General features: G+C 39.2%; 16 protein-coding genes. 3 read left to right on the top strand and 13 right to left on the bottom strand.

The features are described 5' to 3' along the window. Positions 1–165: 165 nt before the first annotated feature. The 3 genes from JYB62_RS11380 to JYB62_RS11370 all read right to left on the bottom strand — a co-directional run bounded on the left by JYB62_RS11380 (position 166) and on the right by JYB62_RS11370 (position 5,977). Positions 166–2,343, bottom strand: coding sequence for a DUF5916 domain-containing protein (locus tag JYB62_RS11380; RefSeq protein WP_205645566.1), 2,178 nt, complete (start codon positions 2,341–2,343; stop codon positions 166–168). 64 nt (positions 2,344–2,407) lie between these two features. Beyond that, positions 2,408–4,807 carry an outer membrane beta-barrel family protein gene (locus tag JYB62_RS11375; RefSeq protein ID WP_205645565.1) on the bottom strand — a complete coding sequence of 800 codons (2,400 nt, stop codon included), beginning with the start codon at positions 4,805–4,807 and terminating at the stop codon, positions 2,408–2,410. 189 nt (positions 4,808–4,996) lie between these two features. Continuing rightward, positions 4,997–5,977, bottom strand: coding sequence for a calcium/sodium antiporter (locus JYB62_RS11370; protein ID WP_205645564.1), 981 nt, complete (start codon positions 5,975–5,977; stop codon positions 4,997–4,999). A 196-nt stretch (positions 5,978–6,173) separates the two neighbouring features. On the opposite strand from JYB62_RS11370, the gene JYB62_RS11365 reads away from it, so the two are divergent. Then, complete coding sequence (locus JYB62_RS11365) at positions 6,174–6,755, top strand: DsrE family protein (protein WP_205645563.1); 582 nt, start codon at positions 6,174–6,176, stop codon at positions 6,753–6,755. Between the two features lie 93 nt (positions 6,756–6,848). Here the strand turns inward: JYB62_RS11365 and JYB62_RS11360 are convergent, their stop codons facing one another. The 6 genes from JYB62_RS11360 to JYB62_RS11335 form a co-directional block, all read right to left on the bottom strand. After that, positions 6,849–7,643 (bottom strand): hypothetical protein, encoded by a 795-nt coding sequence (locus JYB62_RS11360; protein WP_205645562.1) that lies wholly within the window; start codon positions 7,641–7,643, stop codon positions 6,849–6,851. A gap of 2 nt (positions 7,644–7,645) precedes the next feature. Continuing rightward, a complete protein-coding gene (locus tag JYB62_RS11355; RefSeq protein ID WP_205645561.1) occupies positions 7,646–9,037 on the bottom strand; it encodes a mercuric reductase in 1,392 nt (463 codons plus the stop codon). A 125-nt stretch (positions 9,038–9,162) separates the two neighbouring features. Next, positions 9,163–9,744 carry a hypothetical protein gene (locus tag JYB62_RS11350; RefSeq protein ID WP_205645560.1) on the bottom strand — a complete coding sequence of 194 codons (582 nt, stop codon included), beginning with the start codon at positions 9,742–9,744 and terminating at the stop codon, positions 9,163–9,165. A 108-nt stretch (positions 9,745–9,852) separates the two neighbouring features. Beyond that, a complete protein-coding gene (locus tag JYB62_RS11345; RefSeq protein WP_205645559.1) occupies positions 9,853–12,777 on the bottom strand; it encodes a S9 family peptidase in 2,925 nt (974 codons plus the stop codon). A gap of 321 nt (positions 12,778–13,098) precedes the next feature. Next, positions 13,099–14,802, bottom strand: a complete 1,704-nt coding sequence (locus JYB62_RS11340) for an amidohydrolase (protein WP_205645558.1) — start codon at positions 14,800–14,802, stop codon at positions 13,099–13,101. A gap of 57 nt (positions 14,803–14,859) precedes the next feature. Beyond that, a complete protein-coding gene (locus tag JYB62_RS11335) occupies positions 14,860–16,947 on the bottom strand; it encodes a T9SS type A sorting domain-containing protein (RefSeq protein ID WP_205645557.1) in 2,088 nt (695 codons plus the stop codon). Between the two features lie 89 nt (positions 16,948–17,036). Here JYB62_RS11335 and JYB62_RS11330 point away from each other — a divergent pair, with 89 nt between their 5' ends. Both JYB62_RS11330 and JYB62_RS11325 read left to right on the top strand, forming a co-directional pair. Then, positions 17,037–18,332: a UDP-N-acetylmuramoyl-tripeptide--D-alanyl-D-alanine ligase gene (locus JYB62_RS11330; RefSeq protein ID WP_205645556.1), complete on the top strand. Its 1,296-nt coding sequence runs from the start codon at positions 17,037–17,039 to the stop codon at positions 18,330–18,332. A gap of 50 nt (positions 18,333–18,382) precedes the next feature. Beyond that, a complete protein-coding gene (locus JYB62_RS11325; protein WP_205645555.1) occupies positions 18,383–19,060 on the top strand; it encodes a DUF2461 domain-containing protein in 678 nt (225 codons plus the stop codon). Here JYB62_RS11325 and JYB62_RS11320 read toward each other — a convergent pair. The 4 genes from JYB62_RS11320 to JYB62_RS11305 all read right to left on the bottom strand — a co-directional run bounded on the left by JYB62_RS11320 (position 19,055) and on the right by JYB62_RS11305 (position 21,046). After that, positions 19,055–19,864: a Cof-type HAD-IIB family hydrolase gene (locus tag JYB62_RS11320; protein WP_205645554.1), complete on the bottom strand. Its 810-nt coding sequence runs from the start codon at positions 19,862–19,864 to the stop codon at positions 19,055–19,057. The two genes, JYB62_RS11325 and JYB62_RS11320, sit on opposite strands and share 6 nt — an antisense overlap. Before the next feature lie 89 nt (positions 19,865–19,953). Continuing rightward, a complete protein-coding gene (locus JYB62_RS11315; protein ID WP_205645553.1) occupies positions 19,954–20,226 on the bottom strand; it encodes a hypothetical protein in 273 nt (90 codons plus the stop codon). A 17-nt stretch (positions 20,227–20,243) separates the two neighbouring features. Next, the gene (locus JYB62_RS11310) at positions 20,244–20,678 is read right to left on the bottom strand and encodes a hypothetical protein (protein ID WP_205645552.1); all 435 of its coding nucleotides are present in this window, start codon (positions 20,676–20,678) and stop codon (positions 20,244–20,246) included. Between the two features lie 26 nt (positions 20,679–20,704). Then, positions 20,705–21,046, bottom strand: coding sequence for a hypothetical protein (locus tag JYB62_RS11305; RefSeq protein WP_205645551.1), 342 nt, complete (start codon positions 21,044–21,046; stop codon positions 20,705–20,707). Positions 21,047–21,651: the final 605 nt, after the last annotated feature.

Here is a 21,651-nt window from a genome sequence, read left to right as displayed (position 1 = left end):
TTACTGGTTTAAGAAGTATTGTTTTTTGCCTAAATCAAATCCTTATCCTATTAAAATTCGGTGTCCTTTAGTTTGATTTGACTATAACTTTTTGGCAAATCTTTTAAAATTACTTCCATTTCTTTTCGAGCTATACCCAGAAAACCAAATGTTATACATCCTTTCTTATATATTCCACCAATAGGTGAATTTTAGGACTAAGGATCTGTTTTTTGTATAAAATGGAGCCGGTAGATAATTATCAGTGTATACTAAGAATAAATCTGATGCAGGTTTAAATCGCCATTGAAAGCGCGTATTTAGGTTAATATTTTCGATTTGCTCATTGTATTGAACAAAAGCAGTGAAAAATAAGGTATTGGTCATAGTGACATCAACTCTAGGTCCTACCAACCAAAAATTGGTGCGATTCCACGGTTCTGGAAGATGAATGTCATTGTAATTGGCACTCATCGCGATGCTTACATAAGGCTGGAATCTATACCCAATATCGGCAGTGACATTGTAACGTTTTCCATCTGCATAATATCCTCCAAATCTAGAGGTAAATGCATAAGTGAACACGCTTTGAGGTTTGGAAGTAAATTCAGCACCGACAGCATACCATTGGTGCTCCGTACCTCTAGCCAAGGTGTCACCACTATAATTTGTGGGGTCAAAAGGGCGTTGCAATTTGACATAATCTGTGGCCACCCAAGCCTGGAAAGTACTTTGACTTCTCCATTTTACATTATAGGCAAGAGAAGTGGTGTTATCTGTTTTCTCTCCGCCAGTATTAAAGAAATACCTGATTCCAAACTTTGGCCCATGGTTTAGGATCTTATCACTTTTTGGGAAGAATAAATAGCTGACTTCCGGATTGATTTTATAAAATCCGTTTCTTGGTACATATCCTACTTCTGCCGTATAGTTTTTGGAGACATATTGATGTTCCCAGTTCCAAGTCAAATTACCAGAGGAATATTTGAGGTTGGCCGCATGGACAAAACCATTATCTATATTTTCGGGGCCAAAACTTTTCATAAACATGGCTTTCCCAGTCCATAAATTATTGGAGGAGGCTAAATTATATTCTATTCCGGCATTCCTGTTGAATTGAGAATAGATAGGGTTTTCGGTGTCAGGGTCAGGATTGTAATTCAAGGACTGTTTGTTAATAAACATTCCTGTGATATTTGATCTGGCACCAACCTGTCGTTGTACAGAAAGAACCGTAAAGTTTTGAGCAGGCAAGGCATCTTCTTTCACTTCACCAGTTTGCATATTCATGGCACCCACTCTCCAGTTTTTATTGATTTTTCCGCTAAGTCGTGCTCCAAATTGAATGGGGGCATTCAAGCCAATTCTTCTAGAAAAGAAAGGGCGAATGGTTTCATAGCCAAAACTTGCGAAAAGGTCTCCATTTTCCAGGAAGAATTGTCTTCGTTCTGGAAAAAAGAGCTCAAATCGATCCAAGTTAGTGACCTGCCTATCCACCTCTACTTGGGAGAAATCAGGATTGACCGTTAAGTCCAGGTTGAGCGAAGAGGTTAACCCGATTTTTGCATCTAACCCTACTTCTCTTCTGTATTCAGTTTCTCCACTACCAGCTACATCTGTTCTAAATCCTCCCAGAGCATAGGGAATGACAGAAATATTGGCCCCTGTTTGTGGTGGAGCTTTATCCCAAATTAACGAACCAGTATAAGCTAAAGAAGCAGAAGGGAATTGTCTGGGTACAGGAGCCCATCCTGATTTTTCTGTGGTTTTTAGATCTAGCCTAGAAAAGTTAATACCCCATTCTGTAATTCCTTTTTTGTACCGGATAGACTTGAATGGAATTGCAGCTTCAAAAATCCATTTATCCTCATAATTCGTCACTTTGGATCTCCATTTATTATCCCAGCTTAAGTCCACGCTTCCACCATTGTACATTATTCCATCCCATTGTGCTCCGGCAGCATTGGCGCCAAAAGAAAAGCCATTGGTTTGGTCATCAAATGGATCCATGAATAATAGGAAGTTATCATTTTTTCCAAATGAGAAATCTCTTCGAAGGGATTCTACCATGTAAGGACCTTTTACCGCATGATGATTAACTACGATAAGATAGAGTGTTTCCTCATCATAAGTCATTCGTACATCTGTTTTCACTCTGGCAAAACTAGTGTCCATAGGAGTGATCATAAAAAAGTCTGTAGCGACTTCCGCATCTTTCCAAGCCTGTTCATCCAAAACACCATCAATGACTATTTCTGAACTTGCTTTTTGGATATGCAGTTGGTAGGAGGAGTTTATTTTTTGGGCTTGAAGAAAATGACTGGTAATGAAAAGTATCAGTACCAACAATGAGAATTTCCACATGAGTTATATAGTTTTCCTGTAAATCGATGATTTACAGGGGAGATGTATTGGGTTTATTTTTAATTTATTGTCTTAAACGGTAGCTCATCGTCAGATTTATCTGTCTTCGGATAAACTGTGAGTTTCCTTCTGTAAAGAAGTTTTCACCTTCGATTATATATCGATTTCGGCGAGAATTGAATATATCATTGGCAGTCAGTATCAGATTACCCCGCTCCCCAAAGATGCTTTTCGAAGCAGAAAGATCCATAAAGAAAATCCCTTTTCTGATTCCCTGAGCAGTTTTCTGCCTTGCATCGTAGTTTGCGCGAACTTGAATATCGAGTCCATTGCTTAAGGTAAATCGGGATGTTTGCCTTAAAAGCCAACTATAGGTTTTAGCCTGAAAATCAGCTTCAATATTACTTCCGTCAATATTTGCATGAAAGAAGTTTAAATTTAGATCTAGCTTCCACCAATCGTTTACTCTATAATCTGAACTGAATTCTACTCCAAAGGATTTTTCGCCAGTTAAATTGTAAGGGGCCGTAACAGAAAATCCATCTTCATTTACGGTTCGGATGCGTTCGATTTTGTCTGTTGTATTTCTAAAATAAATGGTAGAGAAAAGTGTCCCTTTTTTAAAATATTTGATATGCCCCAATTCAATTGCATCCGTGAATTCTGGATTCAAATCCGGATTTCCACTAAAGAAATTTCGTTGATCTGAGAAGGTCACATATGGGCTTAGATCATTGTAAACAGGTCTGCGGACTCTTCTGCTATAACTCAGTTGAAAAGCATTTTCTGTGGAAATGTTGTAAGTCAAATGAGCACTTGGAAAGAGGTTGGTGTATTTCCTTGGGTTCTTTTCATTTGTTTCCACTAAGATGGTTTCCACATCGGTATGTTCTACTCTCAAGCCTCCTTGGTAGCTCCATTTACCCGTTTTATTTCCCAAAATCCCATATGCAGCCAGGATGTTTTCATTGTAAAGGAAAATATTGTCCAAACCAGGGAGTGGGATCAACTCTCCACTTTCATTTTCTTCTGAGACTACAAAGTCATTCTCCATCTCACGGAAACTGGTACGCAAACCGGTTTCAAATTTCCCCTCTTTTGCGAAAGGCTTGATATAATCCAATTGAAGTAAATACTGATTTTCATATTCATCGTTCAATGAAGTCTGAAGGAGATTGGAACCAGGGATCAGTTGATCATCAGGCGTGTAAGCGGACTCTGTGAATTTCTGATCTGACCGCTCCCAATAGTTCAAATATGTAAATGCAGTAGTGAGCTCATGACCCTTCTGCTCAAAACTTTTTTTGTAACTGACAATCACTTCTGAATTTGGCTCCGCTTCAGTTTCGTCTTGTTGCCTTAGAGAATAGCCTAAATAAGTATCAAAATTATTTAGATAATCTTCATAGCGGATATCGGTGATGCGTCTCGCATCACTTCTTCTCCAAAGATAAGATGCAGTCAGAATACTTTTCTCATTAAAATAATAATCAAGTCCTCCTCTGATATTGTTATTGAATCCTTTAAGAATTCCTGCATTGTTTTGATTTAAAATGGAAGTTGTACCGTCTTCATTGTAGACTTCTTGGTATAATTCGTTTACGTTTGGCTGGTGTCTGCGAGCGAGGCTATAATTGATAAACCAGTTGATTCGATTTTTTCGGTAATTGAGATTTGTTGAAAATCCAAGATTCAGAGGAGTACCTACAATCACTTCAAAAGATCCGTTGAATCCTTGATTATTATCTTTTTTGAGGACGATATTGATGACTCCGGCCATTCCCTCTGCTTCATAACGAGCGGAGGGATTAGTGATTACTTCTACTCGTTCCACCATATTGGCTTGAAGCTGCCTAAGTCCAGCTCCTCCTTTAAAACTTACTAATCCAGAAGGTTTGCCATCGATTAGAATTCTGACATTCGAAGAACCTCGAAGCCTAACATTTCCTTCTGGGTCCACTGACACAGAAGGTAGATTCATCAAAATATCATTTGCAGTACCACCTGCATTGGCAAGGTCCTTTCCTACGTTGAAAATCCTTTTATCGAGGGATAATTCCATCAATGTTTTCTCGCCTTGGACCACTATTTCATCCAAGTCACCAGCAGTACTTTCTAGTTCAATGGTTCCCAGATCGATCTTGTTGTTTTCTATGGAGAAGTTTAGCATCTCACTTTGATAAGATTCAAATCCCATAAATTCAATCAAGGCATAGAACTCACCAATCGGTACCTCAATAGAAAATTTTCCATTTTCCTCAGAAATTCCACCAGCCACCAAACTGTCTTTAGCTGAATAAATGGCTATTGAGGCAAACCCAAGTGGATTTCCAGTAGTTTTTTCCTGGATGTTTCCTGAGAGTTTGGCCAAATTTTGTTGAGAAAACCCGCTTGAGCTTAAAAGTATTGTAAAGAGAAATAGAGCTCCGGATTTTCCCAAACTGAATTTTGGGAATGTAATCATGAGAAGAAGGCTAGGTTTGAGTTTTTGGTATCCCCAAATCAAATTATGAATTGGGGTATTTAGTTGAAAAGATATTCTGAATAAGTGAGGATTCCAGATAAAAATTGACCAAAGGCTAAAAACTAGGGATAGAAAGGAGAATAAAAAGAAAGCCTGTTCTAATTTGAGAAAAACTAATGAAGAAGGATTTTAGAATAGGGGATCATTGGAACCTGAAATTTCCTTTAAGACAAGGAAGGTCGTATAACCCAAATAAACTAGAAGCAAGATAGCAGCCTCCCATCTGTCAAGGTTTTTCCTTTTTCCGGTAAACATTGCTAAAAAAAGAAAAATGGTACCACCCAAAAGGATGTAAATGTCCAAATTGAAACTTTGTTTGAACTCCAGAGGACTAATAATGGAACTGACCCCAAGGATCAAAAAAAGATTGAAAATATTAGACCCTATAATATTTCCGATGGCGATATCATTATTCTTTTTCATGGATGCTACCACTGAAGTAGCAAGTTCTGGAAGGGAAGTTCCTGCAGCAACAATGGTCAATCCGATTATTTTTTCGCTAACCCCTAAAGACTGGGCCATGGAGACAGCATTGTCTACTACGAGTTTTCCTCCAATTACGAGTCCTCCAAGACCTATAAAAATCAGCCCCCAGATTTTTAGATTTGAGTAATCTTTTTGTGCAATTGACTCAATGGAATCTTCAGATTTTAGTTGTGTAAACACATAAAAAAGAAAGCCTGCAAAGAATCCCAATAAAATGAATCCATCCAAGCTTGATAAGATAGGGGTGGGGTTTGAAAAATAATCATTGGCAAATACCAATAAGACGATAGCGGCCAATAGCGAAAAAGGAATTTCTTTCCAAACGGTACTTGACTGAACAGAAAGTGGCGTGATTAATCCCGCAATGCCTAGAATGATGAACAAATTGAAGTTATTTGAACCAATGACATTTCCAAAAACAATGTCTGGATAACCTCCCGAAGCAGCCACAGAATTTACGACTAGTTCGGGTGCTGAGGTTCCAAATGCAACGATGGTCAGGCCTATTGCCAGGTCAGAAACGTTGTATTTTTTAGCCAAAACAGAGGCCCCATCCACTAACCAATCTGCTCCTTTTACTAGGAGTAGTAGTCCAATGATCAATAAAAGAAAAGAAAGGATCATATGATTAGAATGGGTGTTTTACATGAATTATGGATCAAAAGTAGGTTTAAATTGATGGATTTAAATCAATGGCTCTTTGAATTTTAATAGAGTTAATCTAGATTAATTTTTCATTTAATTTATAAAAGAAGTTTTTAATAAGATGAACTGATCTTTTTTATGTCTATTTTTCTAATCAGCTTTAAATCAAATTTTTATGAAAAAGTATATCCCCACATTATTGATCCTGTTTCTAGTTTCAACTTTACAAAGCTTTGCCCAAGGAGATATCCCTCCCCATATTAAGGAAAAGATCACTTACCCCGTATTGGATTTTCATCCTTGGATAGGAGTGATGCCTGTTCAAGATCCAGTGATGACCTATAATCCGGCATTGGATTATAAAATAGCAATTGATTTATATGGATCTGTCAAGGATTCTACGTCCATTCATCCTGTTATTTTGGAAGTGGCTAGAACCTATAATCTCCATATTGCGAATGGAGTACCTTCTGAAAAAATAAAAATTGCTGCGGTGGTTCATGGAGGTTTGGTACAGGCGATCCTAAATGAGGAAAATTATGAGAGTAAATATAGTCAACCGAATCCCAATTTAGCAGCCATCAAAGCTTTGGAAGAGGTGGGAGTGAAGTTTTATGTATGTGGGCAAAGCATGGGCTTCTATAACCTAGATGCTTCTAGTATTACTTCTATGGTAAATATGGCAGTCTCTGCTAAAACTACGTTTATTGCATTAGACCAGATGGGTTATTCTTACTTGAATGTAAGTGAGGATTAAAAATGGAATCCCAGAATTAAGAGGTCTGGGATTTTGATTTATAAATCTTTAAACTTTTTGATTTTCTTAAGTCTCCTGGTTTAAAAACTCTTCCTATCTAGTTTGATTCAGTTTGAATGGAGCGGTTGCTCTGTTTTTGTACCCATGAATACTTGCTGCAATAAATAAAACACTAGCACCTATCAGGGCTGTCCACTGAATGGCCGGAATACTTTCCCAATGTCTGACAGCAATAGCAATGAAAGCCCAGACCCCCACCATTGCAAATTCCCTCATATTTCTAGCATAGATCATAAATAGGTTGACCAATGTTCCTATTCCAATCATGATTATGGTCCATGTAATCTCAGTAAAAGGACCTGTCCATCCCATTTTAGCGAGGTAGGCCGATATATTAGCAATAGTAGCCACACCTATCCAGCCACTATAAATACAAATTGGCCACCAAAGCCAGAAAATGATAGGCCTGGGGGCATCCCATTTTTCCATGTTTGTATTTAGTACTACAATCAATAGCGAGGCCAGAATTCCCAACATGACGACCACACTGATCCCAGTATATTCCATCAACCAGGTGTAGATCCATAGCCCATTACCGATATTTGCCAGAATTAAATAAGGTCCAACTTGCGAAAGGAAATCTGAATCTTTGGTTTTATTGAATGCCCTGTAAATGAAGAAAATTGATTGAAGCAAAAGCGATAAAAAGATAATTCCCCAGATAGAAAAAGCGTATCCGGCAGGAGTAAATAAGTTTTGATATTCAGAACTTAAGGAGCCTACTGTATTTCCATTCAAGCCTTTGACGCCTACCGAATAATTCCAGAAAATCACAAAAAGTAATACCACGAAATTCAGAATAGCATATAGTTTATGAGACTTTTTCATAATTAGGGTTTTAAGGGTTTCAATTGTTTCAGTAATGTAGGAATTAGCTCCGTGACAGTTGGGTGAGTTTGGACTGAATTCATCAAGTTTTTATAGCTTAATTGCCCATACATGGCAGTTAAAAAAACACCTATAATTTCATCTCCTCCTATACCCAAAACTGTTGCACCTAGAATTTGTTCTGTAGATGCATCAACAATCACCTCCATTTTCCCCTTGGTTTCACCTTTTTCTCGGGCACGATTGATTTGCGACATTTCCATTTCAGCATACCATATTTTCTTTCCAGAATTTCTGGCTTTTGACAAGGTCATTCCAGCTCTTCCAAGAGGAGGATCGGTGTACAAAGCATAATTGAGAATTCGATTACTCACTTTTCTTGTTTTGTCACCATATAATTGATTCTTGAGCACTTCAAAATCATGGAAGGAAGTATGGGTAAATGCCCCTTTCCCATTGCAATCACCCAATGCATAGATTCCTTTTACATTCGTTTCCAAAATATCATTTACTTTCACGAAGCCTTTCTCCTCTACCTCAATCCCTGCTGCCGAAGGATTGATTAAGTCAATATTGGATTGTCTCCCTGTTGCCAAAAGCAAATGAGAACCGGATACCTGTTTCTGTTCGCCTCCACAATTCATCAAGACTGAAATGCCTCCGTTGGGGTTGTTTTTGCCTTCAAGGCAATGGGAATCACACAACACCTTGATTCCTTCAGATTCCAAAATTTCCCTGATTCTTACTGAGATGGAAGGATCCTCGTTTGAAATCAGCCGATCACCCTTCTCGATAACAGTAACTTCGCTACCAAGCCTTTGGAAGATCTGCGCAAATTCCAGTCCGATATAGCTTCCTCCTACAATTACTAAATGATCGGGTAATTTCTCTAATTCAAGAAGACTTTCATTGGTAAGATAGTTTACATCTTCAAAACCATCAGGGATTCTAGGCCTTGCACCCACATTGATAAAGATTTTTGAGGCAGTAAGGATGGCTGATCCAGCCTGAATGGTGGTTGGATCCAAAAAATATCCTTTTGCTTGAAAAGTATTGATCCGATTTTCTTTGCGAAGTCCTTCTACTAAACCATCATGAGAACCTGTGACGATTTTGTCTTTTCTTTCTTTTACTTTTCGCAGATCTATTTTATCCAATTTTGGGTTTGGAATTCCTAAGTCTGAAGCGTGTTGTAGTTCCCAGGCGCGCCGAGCACTTGCCACATAAGCTTTTGTTGGGGTACATCCTGTATTGACACAAGTCCCTCCAAATTTACCTTTTTCCACCAGAGCAACATTCAAATTTTGCTCTGCTAAAGCAAATGCAAGAGGATTTCCGGCCTGGCCTGAACCGATGATAATGGCATCAAAAGTCTGTTTTTTTGCGTCTTTCATAGAAAAATTGATTCAGTTTCCTGATTATATCTTCCTATAATTTACAAAGATGAGACCATGAAAAAAGGAGCCATGGTAATTTGGCTCCCAAATCTGTTTTTTTGAAGGGTAGAAGTACAAGGTTTCTATTTCTTTTTTGGAATTGCATTCCGCACATTGCCGTGAAATTCATTGATAGCTTTGGTATGGAAATATGGGTAAATGATTTTGTCCCGAAACCAAGAACCACTTCTATAAAAAGTTTTATGAGAGACTTCTGTCTTTCCGTTTGGTAAAGATTTAAAGGTAATGAACTGACTTCCCTCTGATTTGGAATTTTCCAAATAGCAGATTCGGATCAGTTTTTTGTTTTTATCCACTTCCATCACCTCATGGCCCACTGTGAGTTTTATGGCGCCAAAGAATACGTGAAGGTTAAGGATAATCACCTGGCCAACTCCCATTCCTCCTAAATATTCCTGTCCAGGGAAAACCTCTTCTCCCGTTTCTCTAGAATAAAGTTGATTGAAATGAATCATCTTGCCTGCCCAAGCCTTGGCTGGATCAATAGTAACATAGGTATCCCAAACCTGATCGAAGGATTGATCATAAATGTATTTTTCGAAATGCTCGTTGTAATTAGGATCTGACCCTGAATAGCAAATGGAACGCAGTTGAGAGTACGGAGAGGAATAGGAAGCTGTTTGCTCCTCGGTAGGCGAATTCATGAAATTTTTAATCCTTTTGGAAATGGATTTAAAGAAAGTTATTGTGTCTGGTTTTGCCAAGAAATAATAAAAAAAGGAGCCCTAATGGACTCCTTCATTATGTTGAAATTAGAAAGCTCTCTCTTCTAGGTGTTCATCCAAATCCAATTTGTTGATCCCTTTCGAAAGCCAATCGGGAGCTTTTTCACCTTTCAAGTGATGATTAAAGAACTCCATCATTCTGACCGCATAGTCTTTTCTGTTTTCCGGTTTACCTAAACCATGGTTTTCGCCTTTGTATTGCACCAAAACCACTGGCTTTTTCAACCTTCTCAAAGCCGAATAATATTCAATTCCTTGGGTAAAGTCCACTGCTCCATCTTTGTCATTATGTAACATCAAAAGTGGAGTAGTCACATTTTTGACATGGTACACAGGGCTGTTTCGTTCATAAGAATCCCAATTTTCCCAAGGACCTCCGGTAAATCTACCTTGCGAAGCTTCAAAGATGGACATATTTCCTCCTCCTGAGTTCCAGTAGATCAAATCATACATCGAAATCATATTGGTCAATGGTGCTCCTGCTGCCGCTGCTTTAAACATATTGGTTTGGGTAATCAGGAAAGCAGTTTGGTATCCACCCCATGAGTGTCCATGGATTCCTATGTTGTTTTCATCAATCACTCCTGTTTCAATCGCTGCTTTTACTCCTGGAATTACACACCATACCGCAGACATTCCAGGATCATCCATGGTGTATACGATGTCTGGAATAAACACTGCAAATCCATTGCTGGTGTACACATTAGGGTTCCAACCTGTTCCACTGAAACTAGGATCGGACCAATTGTGTCTGGTCTGAGACAGCTTTTCATAATAGTAGATCATGGTTGGATACTTTTTGCCTTCCTCATAGCCAGCTGGTAAGAATAGGGTGCCTTGAAGTTTCACTCCTTTGTCTGAAACATAATCCACTAATCTGGTACCTGCAGACCAAGAATACTTGTCAAAGTCTGGAGCGTTTTCAGTTATCTGCTTTCCTTCCGATAAGCTGGCGTCTGTTACATAATATTGCGTTGGCTCGTTGAATCTTTCTTTGGTATAAATATATATAGGCGCTTTGTCTGCTTTTTGAAGCCCTGCAATATAGGCGTCTTCCCAAATTAGTTTTTCAGTACCTGCAGCTAAGCCATTCTTTTTGGCAGGATTGATTTTAGCGATCCCACTTTTTTTGGTCCATTCCCCATACATACGGATGTACTGTGGCTGACTTAGGTCAAACCCTTTTTCTTCAGGATCCAGTCTGAATCGATATTGGTATCTTATACTTTCAGTTCGACCGTCTTGAGTTAAATTAATTGCTTGTTCTTTACCATCTTCCACTGGGATCTGCCAAATGTCCCAACCATCGCTGATGAACACATATTTGCTGTCACTGGACCAGCCCAAAAAGCTTTCCAAAGGTTTTTTGACATTGTGGTCGTCATCCTCATTGACGAAAGTAACAGGTAGGCTACCAGTTAGATTTTTCTCTTCTCCACTCGCGATGTCGTAGATATAGTAATTGCCATCATAGCCATAATTCAATTTAGTACCATTAGGAGAAGGTCTAGGGTAGGAAGAATAGCTTGGTAAGTAGAAGTTCTTGAAAAGAGTAGTCTTTTCTCCTGTCTTTAAGTTTACCAGATAAAAGTCTCGGTAATTTTGACCGTTCAAGTTGATGTCCAATTCATATTGCTGCATATCAGAGCCGACCGCATAATGTTCTTTTGGTAAAATGCTAAGATCCTTCATGCTGCTATCCTGAAGTGCTATATGTTTTTTCGCAGCTACATCATACATGGCCCAAAAACTGTAATTTTTGTCCATGTTTTCCATCACTTGTTGTCTGGATTGTAGGCGACTGTCATTCCAGTGCCAAATGGTCATATCTGGTTTGTCGGCATCATTTTTTTTTGGAGCGGCTTTGGTAGTGTCCAACTTGGCAATCGCTTTTTGCAAATCTTTGATGCTATGAATAGAGGTGTCAGCTATGATCTTTTTCATTGCCTCTGATTCTGCTCTTGCCACAGAATCCTTATCCAATTCTTTCTTGGCTTCTTCTTTTTTTGCTAATTCTAATGGATGGATTCCATAGAATAATCTCGTCAAGTCTTCAGACCACATGGGTCTTCTGTTGGGGCTAATAGTATAGTCCTGATCAAACCCAGTGGAATCTTTTGCCGGATCATAAATCGTCAGTTGTGGGGAGGAAAGATTTTTAACCCCGATTACTTTTCCTTGGTCAGACTTATATTTCTTATCCTCGACCATTTTCAATGCAGCAAATGCATCCCCTTTTTCAGTCCAGTTTAAAGACTTGTAACTCGCTTTGTCATTGTCTAAAACTTGGGTACTGTTTGTAGCTAAATTGAATAGGTAAATTCCATTTCCAGACTTATTTGCCGCATCTACTGTATAGGCTAGATAGGTTCCTGGTTTATTAAAGGAGAATTCCAATACATTTCCCAAGGTTAAAGCTTTTTCCGTGTTCAGGTTGTAAATCAATAAATCAGATCCTTTGGCATCTCCATTTCCATCTTTTGGAAGATTGATGGCCAGGTAAGAAGAACCTTCATTGTTGAATGAGAAAGTACTGACTTTTTCCCAGGTTTTTTTTTCATCGGTTCCAAGTTTGACCAAATGCAATTTGTCAGAAAGTGGCTTGCCCTTGGACTTTTTGTTTTTTTCCTTTTCCGCAAATTTTGGAGCCTCTTTGAATGCGATCCATTTGGAGTCTTTACTAAAAACTACTTGTTGCCCGGTTACTCCTCCTATATCATAGGATTTTTTGCTTTCTTCATCTCCGATTTTCTGCACATGGAGTTTTCCATCTCCTTCCAATTGGACGATGGTGTAAGCAACCCATTGTCCATCTGGAGAAACGTCAAATCCTCCACGGTTAAGGTACTTCCAGGAGGGGATATCCTTCCAAGTGATGGGTTTTAGGTCTTGGGCATGAGTGCTAATAGCCAAAAAAGCCAGCACCCAAAAAAGTGATAAAATTTTTCTCATGGGATTGGATTTATATTTAAGCAGTTAAAATAGGAAAAAAATGGGAAGTAATGAGGTTGCCAGTGGATGGGAGGCAGTTCTTAAGTTTTTTTGGATTTAAAATAGTTAAATGAAGAAAAGGGAATTTCAATGCTGAAGTGAACGAGCTTGATTTGGTCGAATAGCTTATCAGTTTTAATTGATGATTTTTCTCCTGTAGGCCTAGTGGACTAGGAAGGTTTGACCTCTATTTTATTGGGGTTCTTAAATTTTGACAAAAAAAACCTGCTTTTTGCGAAGCAGGTTTACGATTTTGTCGAAATATTCAGACTTCAGATTTTATTATTCTGATTTCTGATAAACTATTTTTCCTCCGACTACAGTCATCATGACTTTTGCTTTTAGGATTTCATCCTCAGGGATCTCCATGATATTTTGATCAAAAACTGTAAAATCAGCGGCTTTGCCCACCTCAATAGAACCTTTGAAGCCCTCTTCGAATTCTGCATAAGCACCAGATAAAGTGTAGGCTTTTAAGGCTTCTTCCCGTGAAAGTTTTTGACTGGCTTCATATCCTCCTTCAGGGGTTCCTGCTAGTGTTTTTCGGGTAATGGAAGCATAAAAAGAAGGAATTGGGTCTAAAGGCTCTACAGGAGCATCAGTACCATTGGTGACTACCGCACCTGTTTGAAGAAGTTTTTGCCAAACATAAGCTCCATCCACAATTCGTTTTTCTCCCAAGCGGTCGATGGCCCAAGGTCTGTCCGAACTCAAATGAATCGCTTGCATGGCAGCTATGACCCCCATTTCACCAAAACGTGGGATGTCTTCCGGATCGATATGCTGGGCATGTTCAATTCTAAATCTCAGATCATTATTATCGGGGAATTTCCCAAAGGCTCCTTCGTATTGGTCGAGAACTTCTCGATTGGCGCGATCTCCAATGGCATGGGAATTTACTTGAAAGCCTGCTGGGATCGCTTTTTCTGAAACTTGGCCTACCACTTCCATAGGAAGAGTTTCATGGCCAAAATGCCCGGGGCGATCCGAATATTCCTCTAACAACCAAGCACCTCTGGATCCCAATGCGCCATCACAGAATAGTTTGATGGATCTTACCGATAGCAAGTGGTCCACACTATCAATCCTAGGGCCTTGTTTATACCAGTTTTCCAATAATTCTGGATCACTTCCCGCAAGCATCACATACATTCTGGCTGTTAATTTTCCTTCTTTCTTGAATTTTTCAATCAGGTCTATGGTAGATTGTCCACTCCCGGCATCATGAAAACTGGTAATTCCTTTTTCTGCCAGTTCCTGAAGAGCCAGTGTTAAGGCTTGTTCAGCGCGCTCTGGTGTTTCTGCCGGTACTAACTTTCCTACCAAAGAGGAAGCCCTTTCGGTCAAAACTCCTGTTGGGTTGCCTAATTCATCTAAAATAATTTCTCCTCCTTCTACTTCTCCTGGTCTTTCTCCTTTCAAGTTATTGATACCCGCCAATTCCAATGCTTTTGCATTAGCAAAAGTCGCATGGCCTGAAGCATGTCTCAGGAATACGGGATTGTTAGGGGATACTTGATTCAACAAATCGTTGGTTTGGAATCCTTTCACCATTTTATCAGGTTTTTCCAACCATTTATCCTGATGCCATCCACGTCCTGTGATCCATTCTCCAGGTTGGGCTTTAGAAACTGCTTCCGCTACTTTATCAACCAATTCATCATAAGATTGAACGTACATAAGGTCCAGTTCCAGTTTGTTGTATCCAATTCCCATCAGATGGGCATGGGATTCTATAAACCCGGGAGTCATGGTCATTCCCGTCAAATCCACAAGTTGGGTTTCTTCGGAAATATAATCAGCCATTTCAGCACTACTTCCCAAGGCTAGAATTTTACCATCCTTTATGGCTACTGCCTCCACGATGGGATTAGCTTCATTTACCGTGTAAATTTTTCCATTGGTGATGATCAAATTTGCTGATTCCTTTTTGGAACAACCTTGAATTAGAATTCCTAAAAGGATGAAAAAAGTAATATGTTTCATAAGGGGGTGGGTTTTAAGACACTGAAGCTACTCTTTTTGTACCAAAACCCAAAGTGATTACTTCATCCAGATTTTTCTGGAAGTAGTGAATTTTCCATCCACTTCTAATTGTAAAATGTACAAGGCTGGAGTCAGGAAGCTACTTTGAATTTCCAGCTCTTGATTGGGGATGATCACAATATTTTCCAAAAGTACTTGCCCTAAAGCGGTTACTAACCTTCCTTTCGCAGGTAAATTGGATAGGATTTTGATTGGTCCGTCGCTCGGATTGGGGAATATTCTGATTTGGAATTCGTTTTCACCAGGTGTGTTCGAGCTTTCTTCAGCCTGTAAATAAATGAGGCCTCCTGCTCTTGTGCCTAAGATCAAATCGGGATTTCCATCAAAAATAGGGCGTGCCAAGGCTATCCAAGTATTTCTGCCTAATCTGGTGGGGTAGTTTTCCCCCGAGATATTGATAAGAATTTCAGCCCTTACAGTGGAGTTCATAAAGTTGGTGATCTTTATTAGCAGGCCGTTTTGATCCACTGCATACAGGTCTGGCAAAGCTTTATCATCCACTACAATAGTCAAATTTCTATTAGCGGGATTGTCTTCAAAACCTAAAAAATCTTCCTCTATAAGCGTTGCTTTTTCTTTTGAAAAATCTATTTGATAGAGATCCAAACTTCCGTTTTGGGCAGCTACTAGCAGATAGTCCTGATCCTCAAAGTTGAAAAATTGTAAATAATCACCACGATTTGGTTGATAGCCTTCCCATTCGGTTGGTAAAAATTGGCTTTGGTCTTCGTTTAGTTCATAGATTGATTGGGAGGGAATTCCATTGATATATCTGACCCCAGAAACCAAGTTATGATGAACTCCATCTAAATCATTAAACAGGATGTTTTGGGCATCGATCAGCTCCAATTCATCCAATGGGGTATTTAACACATCCAGTTTTTGAAAACTGCCTTCATTTAATTCAAAAATGGATTGTTTACTGATAATTTTTCCATTAATCAATTGATTGGACAAGGCGAAGATGGAACCTGCGTTTTTATTTCCGATATAAATTGGCCTACTATTTTCTCCCAAATCAATCATTTGATCCTGGAGGAATCCATCCGCTGATTGACCGTTTCGGTCCAATTTTACGATGGATTGCTGGAAGTCGATTCCATAATTTATAGCCGATTCATTCGTGTTCAGGCTAATGATCAACTCCTCATTTATTTCTTGAGCAGCATGAAAAATGGGAAATTCAGGAAACCCTCCATAGTTAGGGAGTTCATTGGTGAAATTGGTAAAAACTGCATTTTTTTCATCTCCTTGGTTTGGTAAGAAGTAGAGGGTACTACATTCGTCTCTACCCAAAACTAAATCAGAAATGTCATCCCCATCAAAATCCCGATAAAGAATAGAATGTCCTCCAGCATGTTGTGTTCTGTCATTTTCTTCAGTAAGGGTTCGTAAGTCAATTCCAGAACAAGTCGCTCCAAAAGCTATGTCCCCGCAACCACAAAATTCAAAATTGCCCCAGTGGGTCTTAGGAAATGCAAACCCATCAATATCAGGATTCCCTTTTCGATCAACACTGGTATTTTCATAAAACTCCAAATAGTCCCCTGAAGCAAAATTGAAAATGACCAAATCTAGATCCCCATCCCCATCCAAATCGTGAATAAGGGGAGTGTCCAGATTATTTGCCTGGATATTTCCTGAATTATCAATTTTCAAGAAATTTTGAGCTACTTCCCAAGAAATAGAACTCCCTATTGAAGTATTTTTATATGCTTTAATACCTAGTGGAGTGGAAGTGAATAGGTCTTTCCTGCCGTCGAAATCAAAATCGGCCAAAATTAGAAACCCAGCAATATCCGATGGAAAGAAATAGCTGAGCTCTGGAAGGTGAGTAAAAGTATCTCCAGACTTCTTGTATACCTGAAGTTGACGGGAATTGATGTCCCAGATCACCCATTCTTCTACTTCATCTCCATTCAGGTCAATTGTTTGGATTTGTGCAGAATTAATTCCCCCTGAAAATGGAGAGGCCAAAGTATTTCCGGACTGGTTGACCGTCAGAGAATGATCAAAGGAATAAATTTCTTGAGCATGAATACGAAAGGTAAAAAGAAGAAATAGAAAGAATATTGGTTTTCGCATCGTGAATTAAAGAAATCTAAAATTAATACGGATGTATCACTTCAAAGATGTGAATGATTCGTTTATTTTGGGAGCAAAATTCCTTTAAAATGAATCTTTCTATTCTTTATCAGCTATTCAAGAAAAGCACCGGAGTCAGTACCGATACCCGAAAAATTGAACCCGGAAATATATTTTTTGCATTGAAAGGTCCAAATTTCAATGCCAATGAGTTTGCTCCTAAAGCCTTGGAAATGGGAGCTTCTTTGGTGGTGATAGATGATCCCGCCTATTTTTTGGAGGATGATGAGCGTTACTTTTTGGCAAAGGATGCCTTGAAAATGCTTCAGGATCTTGCCAATTACCATCGAAAGCAACTGACTATCCCAATAATTGGTTTGACTGGTTCGAATGGGAAGACCACTTCAAAAGAGTTGTTGAATGCAGTCTTGAAAACAAAGTATAAGACGGTAGCCACGTTGGGTAATTTGAATAACCATATTGGGGTTCCTTTGACTTTACTGTCCATTCCAGAAGATGCTGAAATTGCAATTGTGGAAATGGGTGCCAACAAGCAGGGGGATATAGCAGAGCTTTGCGATATTGCAGAACCTACGCATGGCTTTATCACTAATATTGGGAAAGCGCATTTGGAGGGGATGGGTGGCCCCGAAGGAGTATTGAAAACGAAAACAGAATTGTTCCAGCATTTGAGAGTAAATGGAGGGACGGTTTTTATCAACTCTCAGGATCCGATTTTATCCAATATGGCCAAACGATTTGATCATCCAGTGTTATACCCAGCTAAAGGAGATTTTTGTGAGGTGGGATTTGTGGAGGCCAACCCGTTTGTGAAATTTACTATAGAAGGAGGAAATGAGGAGTATTTGAGCTCTTTGATCGGAGCTTATAATTTTGGGAACATTGCCACAGCGCTGACGGTAGGAAAGTTTTTTGAGGTCCCTATGGATCAGGCGGTGGAAGCGGTGGTTGCTTATAAGCCATCCAATATGCGATCTCAATTGATTGAAAAACGTAGTAATCTAATCATTCTGGATGCGTATAATGCGAACCCTTCCAGTATGGAAGTTGCTATCCGCACTTTCGGGAAGATGACTGGGAGAAAGCACAAAATGATCATTTTGGGGGATATGTACGAGTTAGGAGATCATTCTGAAGAAGAGCATGCAAAACTCGGCGAAATCGTAAGTGAATATCAGATTGATAAAGTGTGTTTTACCGGGAAAATGATTGTGTCTGCTTTGACCAAAGCACCTAAAGCATTGTACTTTCCAGATCCTTTTTCTTTTAGAAACTGGCTTCAGGATAGTCAATTGGAAGATTATCTGATCCTGATCAAAGGAAGTAGAGGAATGAAATTGGAAGGATTGGTAGATTTTATCTAAACCAAAAATTGTAAGTCTCGGTTAATAAACCAATCAAACTTTTGTAAGCTATGCGACCTTATTTAGAATTCCTGTCAGAACTTGCTCAAAATAACTCCAAAGAGTGGATGGATGCTCACAAAAAGCAGTATTTGGCTTGCAAGGAGGAGTTTTTGGAAGATGTAGCTGTAATACTAAAGGGTTTGGCAGAATGGGAGCCCGCTTTTGAAGCATTTAAAGCCAAAGATTGTGTGTTTAGGCAAAATCGAGATGTGCGTTTTTCTGCGAATAAAGACCCCTATAAAATAAATTTTGCAGCCTATTTTTCACCCAAGGGGAAAAAGTCTGAAGGACCGGGATATTACTTGCATATCCAGCCTGGACAATCATTTTTAGGAGGGGGGATATATATGCCCATGGGAGAAACCTTGAAAAAAATCCGCAAGGAAATTGATTATTCAGGAACAGAACTCAGAAAGATCGAAAATGAGGCTTCTTTTAAGAAAGCATTTGGGGAGATTCAGGGAGAGAAGTTGAAAACCAGCCCGCGCGATTATGACGCGGATCATGAATTCATTGAGTATCTCAAACTGAAAAGCTTTACGGTGACAACTCCCCTAAAAGACCGGGAAATAAATAATGGTCAATTTATCCAACGTGCATTGGTTGCTTTTGATACCATGAGGCCATTTCAGGAATTCCTTTCCAAAGCAGTAGAGGAAGTGGAAGATGGCTCAGGAATTTTATAAAAAGAATTTTTCCAAAGTGACTGCAACTCCATCCTCTTTATTGTGTAGGGTGATTTCCTTCGCAACCGCCTTTACTTCTGGACGGGCATTGGCTACTGCTACACCATAGCCTACTGATTGTAATAGGTCGATATCATTGTAGTTGTCTCCGAAAGCAATGACCGATTCCATTCCAAAATCATAAGAATGTTCAAGGATTTTTTTCAGTCCAGTGGCTTTAGAAATTGCTTTGGGGGCTATTTCCAGGTAATTGTCATTAGAGCGATACAAATGAAGATCTCCTGAATTCTCGAAATGGAGTTCTCCGAAAAGCCATGAGATTTCCTGGGAATCCCCCATGCACATTACTTTATGAGCACCGGAATTGTCTTTCGCCCAGAGTTCAAGGACATCTTGTGTAGGTAACCAAATGCAATTGGTTTTGGTATTCCTAATCTCTCGCTGAGACCAATAATCATCTTTTTCTTCATACCAATTTTCTCCTTGGTATAAACTGACATGGATGTTGGTGTTTTTGGTCAATTCCAAGATCTTACTTACCAATCCTAAGGTGATGGAGACAGAATCTAGGATTTCACCTTCTGCGCTTAAAACATAACCTCCGTTGTAACTAACTAAAGGCTGGTCAGGCTTTCCAAGATCTTTCACCAAATGACGCATGGCGTTGGGCATTCTTGAACTCGCAAGAATGACAGGGAATTCCGGTTGAAATTTACTTACTATCGCTTTTAGGCGTTGGGATAAGTCACGTTCTGAATTGAGTAGGGTACCATCAACATCAGAACAAAAGGCTTTTATATTCATGTGGCTTTGCACGGTTTTGAAAGGTCACATGGAATCTGACAAACCATACCACTGGGTAAGGTTAATTTTCATTCACATGCTCGATTTCGTTAATCGAATTGGGACCAGTCTATTTCATCGGCAAAATTGGTGAATACTCCAAAACCAATAATGGCGATCAAAAACATGACAGCTGCGAAAATAATAAGATTCACGATAAGTTCGGCTTTAGCCCAATTTGATTTGTCGGGGTCCGTGTTACTATCCACGGCCCAAACAATTAGCATGATAAATCCAATCAATGGAAGCCTTTTGATGATCACGGAGATGATCCAGTCTCCCAAAGTGGTTTTTGGTTTTTTGAACTCAGGTGGCATTTCCATAGGATGAATAGTTTAGATTAAAAGTCTTTGGTATCAAAAGTATATTCTTGCATCGCCATATTCTCAGGATTGTTGGGGTCTGTCTGAATAAATTGCACTGTAATCTGTCTATAATTTTCAGAGTTTTCAAAATCCCGTAGGTAGATTTCCGCACAGTTTCTTGCAAGCACTTCAGGTTGATTGCCTAATTTCACAGGATCTCCATTTTCCAGTTTTAAAAAAATCGTGGATTCTGTGTGGTCACCGACTGTCGAACTATTGAGTGCTACACTCATTCCTCTAAAATCCCCAATTGCGCGTATTTCTTCAGAAGGCATAAATCCTTCTCCCATCATACTTTCCATTCCTTTAAAAGCAAGTTTTGCAATGTTTTCAGGGTTGCAAGAACAGGATGAAAGAAATAGCCAAAAGCAGATTAAAATCGAAAAAAGCGAGAAAATTGATTTTTTCATGGGAAAAGATTTAGAGCAAGATACAATTACTCATTTACCTTTTCAACAAGCAGCTGGATGTTGTAGTCTTTTTCTTGATAGGACTTGGTCGTGTTTGGATAAGGACTGACGTTTTTTAAAGAGAAGCGATATCCATCCACTTGTACTTCGGAAGGGATATTTCTAAAAGATGGATAGGTACTTAATAAATAAGCTTCTTCTTTTCCGTCTACTTCAATCAGTACTTCCAATTCGGCCAGGCCCTGCCAAATGCAAACTACATTTTCGGGACAACGGGAGTCTTCCAGGATTTTTGAGAAGGTAATAGAAATGGGAACTTCACAAAAAGTTATGGTTTCATGGTAGGCAATGCCTACCGGTTGGTTCAATTGGAAGGTTTCACAAGGGGACTCACTTTGACAGGAAGAGAAAATGAATAGAGAACAGATGAATAGAAAGAGATGAGCTTTCACGGAATTTTCAGATGCTTAAACTAATTACGTGGAAAGCAAAGGAATAGCAACTGTTGAGATAGAAAAATTTTTAAGTTGGAAAAATATGCTTTTAATCTAAAAATTCATCGGGACGAACCGGTGGCATAGTGTTGATAAAAAGGGTTTGAAATAAAAAAGCCTCACATTCCTGTGAAGCTTTAATGTGGAGAATACCGGTCCGCGATAGTTATCGGGACGAACCGGTGGCATAGTGTTGATGAAAAGGGTTTGAAACAAAAAAGCCTCACATTCCTGTGAAGCTTTAATGTGGAGAATGCCGGTCCGCGATAGTTGTCGGGACGAACCGGTGGCATAGTGTTGATGAAAAGGGTTTGAAACAAAAAAGCCTCACATTCCTGTGAAGCTTTAATGTGGAGAATACCGGTCCGCGATAGTTATCGGGACGAACCGGTGGCATAGTGTTGATAAAAAGGGTTTGAAATAAAAAAGCCTCACATTCCTGTGAAGCTTTAATGTGGAGAATACCGGTCCGCGATAGT

This window comes from Algoriphagus lutimaris, from assembly GCF_017051705.1.
In the GTDB taxonomy this organism is placed as follows: domain Bacteria; phylum Bacteroidota; class Bacteroidia; order Cytophagales; family Cyclobacteriaceae; genus Algoriphagus; species Algoriphagus lutimaris.
This window is presented reverse-complemented; position numbering and strand designations above follow the sequence as displayed.